We start from the raw sequence: 9,050 nt of genomic DNA on the forward strand, positions 1-9,050 counted from the left end.
TGAAAGTACCTTACCTGCATAGGAATTGAAACGCGAACATAGGTGCAACGATAATTGCTATCGGTCCCGCCGAAAGTACCTTACCTGCATAGGAATTGAAACCTTTATCGGAACAATGATCTCTGGATTCATTATGAAAGTACCTTACCTGCATAGGAATTGAAACTGTCAGCCACTTCTTTGCTGCAACCGCAACCACGAAAGTACCGTACCTGCATAGGAATTGATACTCATATTTCTGAAGGTATTTTTCTGGATCGTATCGAAAGTACCGTACCTGCATAGGAATTGAACTTCTTTGACAAAAAATCTCCTGAACTGAAACAAGAACAGGAGACTTTGTAAGATATCTGAAAGAAGGAATTGTTATATTATTTGATCTCACCTTCCGTACAAACCGGCTTATTGTACCAGTTGCCTACCAAAGCTGTGTACAGGGATTAGTGTATCATGTGATGCGCTTGGAGCCGGAGTACAGCGAATTTTTACATGATGCAGGCTATGGAGAACCTGTGGGCAAGCATTTCAAAATGTTCTGCTTCAGTCAGTTGCGCGGAAAATCATACTACCGCAATAAGACACTGACATTTCCATCCGCTGTATCATTTTCCATTCGTACTGCCGATCCTGCACAGGCCGCGATTCTGCAGCAGGCATTACAGCTGCACCAGACTTATATCTTGAATAAACAGGAGATTGTTTTGGAAAAGCTGAGCATATCAGAGTTGGATTTGGATCCAGACTGTACGCAGCTGAAAATCCGTATGCTTTCGCCAATCACTGTGCATACAACATTGCCGGATGGACATACGAAATATTACAATCCGTTGGATGATGACTTTGCCAGACTGGTAAATCAAAATTACCGTAACAAATGGAAGAGTGTTTTCGGAGAGTTTCCGGATGATACGATTGCAATCTATGCACTTTCCATTGCAAGCAAGGATAAGGTGGTGACTGATTTCCGATTCTTCCGTGTCACTGCATGGAATGGCACTTATCTCTTACAGGGTAAACCGGAGGCATTGAGATTTCTGTATCATACAGGTTTAGGCGCAAGAAATTCCACCGGTTTCGGAATGTTTGAGATTATTCGCTAAATTCATTAAGAACAAAAGCCAGATAACAGAGTTTACGAAATGCTCTGTATCTGGCTTCTTTTGATTATTGGGTTTCTTCGCTATCTTCCATCCGATATTTGACCTCTGTCACTGTTTCTAGTACTTTCGTCAAATTTCTATGCTGTCCCGGACTTGGAATATAAGATACATTCTTTTTATCCGTGCGTATGGTACGCTTCATAAACATAAAATCCTGAATATGAGGCAGAGTCCGCAGCGTCTGACGGTTTAGCTTTGCTGCTGCATATGTGAGATATTCATCTTCAATCAGTTCTTGTACACGTTCGCTTGTACGAGATGTATCTATTTTTGGAAGTTCGAGGCTGTTGTATAAGGTAGTCGGATCGTATTCCTTTAATGCGTCAACATGAATTTTTATCCGTCCATATCCATACGGCTTGCCCATGCCAATATTCTGATAATACTCCTGTTCACAGCCATCATCCAGCTTCAGACACCAAAGCAGAAGTCCAAGCTCGTCAGGATGCAGGTTCTTATATCGAATGGTTCCTGTAAAGGATGTGCCTGTCGGAAGAGGAAGCAGTGTACTTGCTGTATTGGGGTTGATCTTTTGATACCGAGGTATTTCTGCATCTTTCATCCAATACTGTTTGATACCACGCAGACGAAAATCCTTTTCATTATAGCTTTTTCCTTCTGTGGAATATGCTTCAAAGAAGGTCGGCTTCGGTTCACCAGGAATAACCAGCACACTGTCCTGCGTTTTTGCAGCTGTGATTACCTGTAAATCGCCAAAGCTGACTCTGGAACGGTATGCTGTTTTACCTTCAGCATAGCCCATGATAGCATTGGGATAATCAAGTACCGTTTGCCCCTGTAATGCTTTATGCTGCTCTGGCAGTCCGTGTCCGAGAGAGAAATCATAATACAGTCTCAGATAAGGTGACATTCCAAAATACGGCTTGCCGTTCTTCATGAGATAAAACACAGGCTTACTATGACCGTTTCCGGGTAATGCCCAGAAATTTTTATCGTTTCCGGTTTGGCCGCTTAACTGGCGTTTTCTGGCTTCCCAATCCTCACGGTAGGAAATAATGTTTTCCTTCCTGATTGGAATCTGACGCCCAAATTTTTTCTCCTCAGGAAATAAATAGAGAATATTCTGTTTATCCATATATCCATTTCCCATTAAAACACCTTTTTGGAGATCGGTACGGTGCAGCTTTTTATATTCCCAGCTGTTGAATAATTCAGCAACCTCATTGCCATTTGCTTTATACCATACATTTTCTGTAAATGCATAGCAATCACTCCATGACATAAACTGGCGATTTTTATCTTTTTTATAAGAAGATTTCTTCTGAGCGAGTCTACTGTTACGCTTAATTTTCAGCACAGGATCCGCAAGTGGGATAATACTGTAGTTCCTGCCTTCGCATCGAAGATAACCTGCCATAACCTTCGGCGGTTCATCGGATTCGCCGTTTTCACCTTTCACAATTCCAAGTGTTTCACGATACTGTTTCTTCAGATCAGCTCTTGCAGAATCTTCCGCACTTGCCATTTCTCTGTAAAACAGATATATATCCTGAAAATCTGTCTTTTTCCGAAGCAGTCCCAAACCAAGTATCTGCATATTGCTTCGAATCAGACCTCGCAGACTTGAACCCGGAATGATGTAATTGCCATTTATATTTCGGATAAAGTCGGCTTTATCGTTTTTCTTACCATTGGAAATATATATCGGTGTTTTCGCAGTGACTGTCAGTACAATTTCACCGGTCAGAAGATTTTCATCCCACTCATTATGAGGCGGAAGAACATCTTCATGTTCATAGCGGAGTATCACATCTTCAGCAAGCGGTACAAAATTATATGGAGCACAGGGATCGATAGGTTTCTTTTTCTTTTCTGCCATCATTACGCCTCCCATCCAAGCAACCGGACAGCTTTTATATATGCCTGTTCTTCGTTATCAAAATCTATATACTGCCGTACTGTGAGCTTCTTTCCGAAATTGGAGAGCAGCGTATATTCCCGATCGATGGGAGGAAAACGAGAATCGTTTTCCTCATCTGTAATATGAACAGCCTTTTGTTCACCATTTTCAGTAAAGATGTGGATTTCTCCGTTGCCTCCGAAAAAACGGGCTTCAATCAGTTCATCTAACGAGACAACTGTCGGAGTTTTGCCGAGTGTTACCTTACTCAGATGAGTAAACATTGCATACGGCATTGCTTTGCCGATTTCCAATGCTTCCTTGACTGAAAGATCTGTGTTCATTTTCACGGCTCATCGCCTCCCATCTGCTGCCATGCGGCAAGAATACCGTTCTCATCCTGTACAGTTACTTCATTTTCTCTGCATTTTATAAATGCACTGCCATTTTCTGTCTGTATATCTATCTGTAAGAATTCAATGCGCCCTCTGCCTACAGCATTTTCACTTCCTAGCGAATATAGACCGATACCAAGATCACGCAGGGCATATAATACCAGCAATGCACCAGTTTGCTGTTCCTTTGTTTTTTCAGGCTTCCATTTTGGAATTACGATATCCCATTCACATTTTCCGCCGATGACTTCTTCTGTGAATAATCCCTGACGAATTGTGCCGCCGGTAAAGCGATTGATATGTATACGAGGTACAGCTGTACGCTTTGCTTTATCATCAAATATTGCATCAGAAAATGTAATCTTTCCTGCAATGCCATTGTCAGACTGCCCATTCTCTTTGCGGCTTTCTCTTCCAAACAGAGATTCCAACTGAGTGTCAGAAATATTCAAAAACGGTGCAATTCGCTTTGCCTGTGCCTTTATTGCACCTTTCAATGATGAACCCGGAATAACGTACTTATCATTTTCCTTGATTTGAGCAGCTTTTACGCTTCCTTCACCATATCCTTCTGGTGTCTGACCTTTGACAAGAAGGCTGTTTGTTCTCGATGTAACATGCAGAATGATTCTATCATCACGGACTGGCCTCAATTCAACAGTTTCGCTGCCATCCATGCTGTTCATAATCCATGCTGTCCGGTCATTGGGATTTGTCATGTTATATTGTCTGCACTGTGCCTGAACCTGAACTCTGCCGAAGCCATTGGATTTCTGTCCTCCGAGGCAAATCAATCCTTGATTCAGAGCAGATAAATATTCTTCCAGCTGCTGTTTCACATCATCTGCTTCACATTTTTTTCCACACCATAACAGTTCGAAAGTTCCTTTTGTTCCGGTTTGCAGATGCATCACATCAAATTTTGCTGCATATGCAGCCGCTCCGTTTTGCTCGTTGATACGAAGCCTTGGGCGCATAACTGTCGCAGCGTTCGGTTCAAATTCCAGATCAGAAACGATAACCGAACCTTCCGTTGATCCTGTTTTACCGTTCTGTTCGCTTGAGGCGCCAAATAATGCTTCATTATTCTTCCAGCTTTTCAGTGCACCTGCCAAAGATGATCCCTGAAGAAACGGCACACCGTCCCGATGAAGCAGTATACTTTGTGAATCACGGTTTTTTCCGCCTGTGCGGAATGGTTTCAGGCAAGTAACAACAGCCTGATACCGTATTGCATATTCAAATCTTCCGTTCACGCTCTGCCATCCCCCTTTCTGCTGAGGTCAATCCAATCACATACAAGCCTGAGGCGTTCCTTCATATCATCTTTGCATGTGACATTATCCGGCAAATGAAGTGTATCCTTCAAGGTCTGGTTTTTCAGAATCTGTTGCAGAATTTTTCCGGTTTCAACGAATCGTTCGCCATGTCTTGCTCCACGATTTTTTTCATTATGATCGAAGAAGTCAAATATTTCTGAATCATCATGTGTAGCAATTGCACGTTCACAGCATTGCTGCAATTCACCGATCTGGCTTTTCGACATACTCGGCCATTCTTTGGGAAGTTTGTTTTCTGTCAACCAGCGGCAGCGTGCCTGACGCACAATCTGCTCATTAGTAAGCTGCTTTGTTTTCTTTTCAGATTCCTTTATTCTTTCCAGGTTTTCAAAATCCTTGATGAATACGATCTGACCAAAGCCTTCGCTACGGCGAATGCCCATACCGGTACGTTCCAGCTCCAACAACTTGTCTACCTGTGGTGCGGGAGAGCATTTTAGCTGGAATATACTGCCGCTGTCATACATAATAACTGCAGGTGAGGCACACTTCCATGTCCGATTGAAGCCGTTTACTTCCACAATAGAAGTTGCACACATTTCAATCTTTAATGTATCTACGTCCAGCATAGCCTTTAGCTGTTCGATATCAATACCTGCAATTTCACCGTTTTTCGTCATTGTAATTGGAGAAACAGCCATCATATACAGCGTTTCCGGGATGATATCTTTTTGTGTGTAAGAAGTGCTATAATTGATATTTGTATCAGCATCCAATGAAAGCACCTCGCAGCAACCATATCCGGCATACCGATTTGCACCAAGCCAGATCGTTTCCTGAAATGCCTGTGTGATATACTCGGCAAGCTCTGGATGATCTAACTGAATACATCCTTCCAAGACGGTACCGGGAAGCAGTGCGGTAGTTGTAAATACTTGTTTGTCATCGCCGCACTGGATGCGCATAATACTCTGCGTTTTTGGTGTATATCCTTTAATTTTGTTATCTGTAATCGTGCAGTAAGCACCAATAGATGCACGCTTATGTCCGGGCTGAACCTTCTTTTCATTCAGGATATTATAAAATTCCTTTTCCTGCTTATCGGCATAGAACCCCTTTGGCGTTGGGAGTGTTACTACATCGTTAACAACCGGAAGTGCATACAGGAAACGAGTGGATTCACCGAGAAGTAATTCCTTATGGTTTTCAAACCACTCCGGTTCATTCTGTGCAAGCCATGAAACAACCATGCCGCGTACAGTTGAGCCTGGGATACAATTCAAAGTTTCCATATAGTTGCTCGCTTCTTGACGTTGATCACCAGCTTCCTGACGATACCGATCCTCTCTTGCAACATATGTAACGGCAAGCGGTGTTTCGAGACGGATACGATATTTCAGGCAGGAAGCAGAAGTAATTGTCCGAACCGTGTCAAATGCTTTGACAATTTTCATATTCTGAACAGAAATACTTACGTTACCAAATCCTCTATTGCGAAGTAATCCAACCCGCTTAATGCATTTCAGACTGTTTTCTACCAGTTCCTTGTCCTGCTCATCACAGAACACTGTACCTGTAAACTCCAAACCACGATTCAAGCATGATGCAGAACGGAGTGTACCAGGTTTGACGATACCATCTTCCAAAGCGGTAAATGTGCGGGAAGAATACCAGTCTGTTTCAGGAGTTGTATCCGTTATATGAAGGTCAAGAAAAGATAACCGTCGATCACTGATAACTCCGCCACGATCAGCTTCTCCAAGAAGGAGTACCAAAGTCTCTTGTACAGCATCATTTGACAAGCCGTTCCAGACCAGCCAATTTTCAAGCTGTTCACGCAGGAGACCTTTCAGTGTTGAACCAGGCATGTACGGCTTGTTGTCTGCGGTCATACGAAGAGAAATATCCTCACCGCCCGGAATGCTGTGACCTGAACTGAAAATAGCATCGGAGTTCAGACGCATTCTATAAGATAATTTAATACGGCTCACTTTGTGTCCTCCTTTCTCCAAAGATCAATGTGATCCATTACTTCAATAGAATCGAAATAAAGACATCTGCGAATCGGCTCATCATCCAATATATCATCAAAGAATGCAGTTTTATGGGATGCACCGGCTTTCTCACTTGTTGTTAGGATATTTTCTGTTTCTGTCCAACGTATAGCGAGTATGGTTTCCTGTTCGCCCTGACGAAACACTTTTCGAAGCTGCTTGATTTTACTTCTTGCAATGCTATTCTCGTTTGCATTGTCTATTAGCTGAGCTGTTAGATCATGGAAAAATGCATAAGAACGCTCCTTGCAAGGTGCTTCTCCAACAACAACAAGCGGACGAAGCTCCAGTCTGCCGTTATCCTCAGTCCAGTAATCTTCTCGAATCTGGCTCAGAGAACCTTTCATTTGGCCAAATTCAATATGCCAGTCGATGACAGACAGGCTACCATCAGATTTGATACCTGCTCCATATTTCTTTGCACTGGAGCAGAGCTCCTCACTCAGGTCATAGGCTACACAGAACGGATATTTGGTATGAATCATGACAATGCCCGCACATGCAGCATAGCCCTTCTTATCAACTTCATTATTCTGTTTACTCAGATGTTTCAGAAAGCTGACGGCGCATTCGATGCCAAACTGACCGGAAGTAACAAAGCATACATCATCACCAGCACCGATGACTTTCCGTACAGGCAAAATTTTATCCTTCCACGGATTATCCTTTCCAGCTGCTTCCAGATCATCAGCTTGCTTATCCAGTGCTTCAATTAATTCATCCAGCATTTGGTTGTATGCATGCTTAAAATTACGATCTATACTGTTGCTGAATTTCTGCAAGGTATCAACACATTTATCCCAGCTTAAATCGTTGACATTCTTATAAATGTTTTGCACACGTGTGCCCATAGAATTGCCGTCTAAGTGGACAACAGCAATAAAGTTTTCGCCGGTCGCGCCTGCCAGTTCGCCAAAATTCGTCGTCAGATTCCAGCCGGAATATTTTTTCGGAGCGGTATATTCGAAGCTGCTTTTAACCTTCTGTGCAGAATGCTCTACGCCAAAACTGAGTTGTCGGAACGAAGAAGAACGGAAAGATTTTTTTGTTTCCAGCCCTTCAGACAGCTTTGTAAGATTCTCGCCATGTGAAAGGCTTTCATCGTATTTCATCTGATGAATAAACATTTCCATATTAGGAAATTCTTTTATCATAGTATAGGTAACTGCTTTGCAAAAATTCTCTGCATCTTCTAGACTTTCAAATTGTAGAACTGTATGTCCACCGCCGGTGTATACGAGATTCTTGTTGTTCTCATATGCATTCCAACAATGTTTGAAAAAGCTCTCGCCGGTGACATACTCAATTTCACCGGAACGGCGTAAATTTGTTGCCAAATCCCGTGCCCCAAAGATATATGCCTGTTTCTGTGACACTTCTGCAATAACAAGTATGCGGCTCATAAGCATCCCCTTTCTGATTTTAGTCATTATTAATTTCTATTTATATTGATATACTTAGCAAATAACAAAAATACACCCAAAAACAGTGTTTTGTTATAAAAAATTACAAATAAATTATACTTCTTTGTCGTATATTCGTCAATCTTGTCAACTATATTTTTCATTGAGCGATATTATCAATTTGTAAAAAACAGTGGAGTGTCCTGCGACAAAATGCCGCAGGACTTGTTCTATACAGGTAGGTATATGGTGACCGATTCAGCGAACAATACCGGAATTTAAGAGGACAGCAAGCAGGATACTTACAGTCGCTACATCGCTGATCGATTGAGTGAAAATCTTTAACATACCACGACATCCTTTTCCATACGGGAAAGGTAACGGGTAAAGATGTATTCCAATGTATCCGCATCGACACCAGAATAGCTCGGCTTAATACCGCCATGATTCTGGCGTAGAATGATGATCTCATCTTCTGCCGACCACAGGACAACATAGCAGCTACCGGCATATGGAATGAAATCTGCCAGCTGATGTTGAATACGTTTCAAGCGATCCGGAATTTCGAGGGTTGGGATGGTTGCTACGTTTTGAGTACTTAATACTTCCATTCTGTCTCCTTTCACGGAAGGTGGACGTTTACCGAAAAAGGGTTTGTATTTCCTTTTCTAATATAGAAATCGTATCCTTTAAGCAAAATTAAACTGGCATATTGCACAAACATTTAAACTGATTTTTGTAAGAAGAATACCTTCGAAAAGATTTGTGCATAAGGGAAAAGGTGGAAGAGTCATTAACATTTGTTAGGAAATACGTAAGATATGAATAGAAGATTTATTTACAGCAATCCAATAAATTACGGCACATAGCCACATGAACGAAACCAACCAAAGCAAT

At 42.0% G+C, this 9,050-nt stretch carries 7 protein-coding genes and 1 CRISPR repeat array; of the genes, 1 reads left to right on the forward strand and 6 read right to left on the reverse strand.

Annotation, left to right across the window (positions count from 1 at the left end):
- The first annotated feature begins 1 nt into the window (after window position 1).
- Window positions 2–295: a CRISPR direct-repeat array (repeat unit 31 nt; unit sequence GAAAGTACCTTACCTGCATAGGAATTGAAAC).
- 160 nt (window positions 296–455) lie between these two features.
- Window positions 456–1,100, forward strand: coding sequence for a CRISPR-associated endoribonuclease Cas6 (gene cas6 / locus QZZ35_RS07305; RefSeq protein WP_291236808.1), 645 nt, complete (start codon window positions 456–458; stop codon window positions 1,098–1,100).
- A 64-nt stretch (window positions 1,101–1,164) separates the two neighbouring features.
- Here the strand turns inward: cas6 and QZZ35_RS07310 are convergent, their stop codons facing one another.
- The 6 genes from QZZ35_RS07310 to QZZ35_RS07335 form a co-directional block, all read right to left on the reverse strand.
- Window positions 1,165–3,000, reverse strand: a complete 1,836-nt coding sequence (locus QZZ35_RS07310; RefSeq protein ID WP_291236802.1) for a TIGR03986 family type III CRISPR-associated RAMP protein — start codon at window positions 2,998–3,000, stop codon at window positions 1,165–1,167.
- 2 nt (window positions 3,001–3,002) lie between these two features.
- On the reverse strand, window positions 3,003–3,371 hold the full coding sequence (locus QZZ35_RS07315; RefSeq protein WP_291236803.1) for a hypothetical protein: 369 nt from the start codon (window positions 3,369–3,371) through the stop codon (window positions 3,003–3,005).
- Window positions 3,368–4,672 (reverse strand): RAMP superfamily CRISPR-associated protein, encoded by a 1,305-nt coding sequence (locus tag QZZ35_RS07320; protein WP_291236804.1) that lies wholly within the window; start codon window positions 4,670–4,672, stop codon window positions 3,368–3,370. The genes QZZ35_RS07315 and QZZ35_RS07320 overlap by 4 nt, the downstream gene beginning before the upstream one ends.
- Window positions 4,669–6,687 (reverse strand): RAMP superfamily CRISPR-associated protein, encoded by a 2,019-nt coding sequence (locus tag QZZ35_RS07325; RefSeq protein ID WP_291236805.1) that lies wholly within the window; start codon window positions 6,685–6,687, stop codon window positions 4,669–4,671. Before QZZ35_RS07325 ends, QZZ35_RS07320 begins: the two co-directional genes overlap by 4 nt.
- Window positions 6,684–8,153: a Cas10/Cmr2 second palm domain-containing protein gene (locus QZZ35_RS07330; RefSeq protein WP_291236806.1), complete on the reverse strand. Its 1,470-nt coding sequence runs from the start codon at window positions 8,151–8,153 to the stop codon at window positions 6,684–6,686. The genes QZZ35_RS07325 and QZZ35_RS07330 overlap by 4 nt, the downstream gene beginning before the upstream one ends.
- A gap of 341 nt (window positions 8,154–8,494) precedes the next feature.
- Window positions 8,495–8,764, reverse strand: a complete 270-nt coding sequence (locus QZZ35_RS07335) for a hypothetical protein (protein WP_291236807.1) — start codon at window positions 8,762–8,764, stop codon at window positions 8,495–8,497.
- Window positions 8,765–9,050 lie beyond the last annotated feature (286 nt).

Source organism: Frisingicoccus sp., from assembly GCA_016298055.1.
Lineage (GTDB): Bacteria > Bacillota > Clostridia > Lachnospirales > Lachnospiraceae > Frisingicoccus.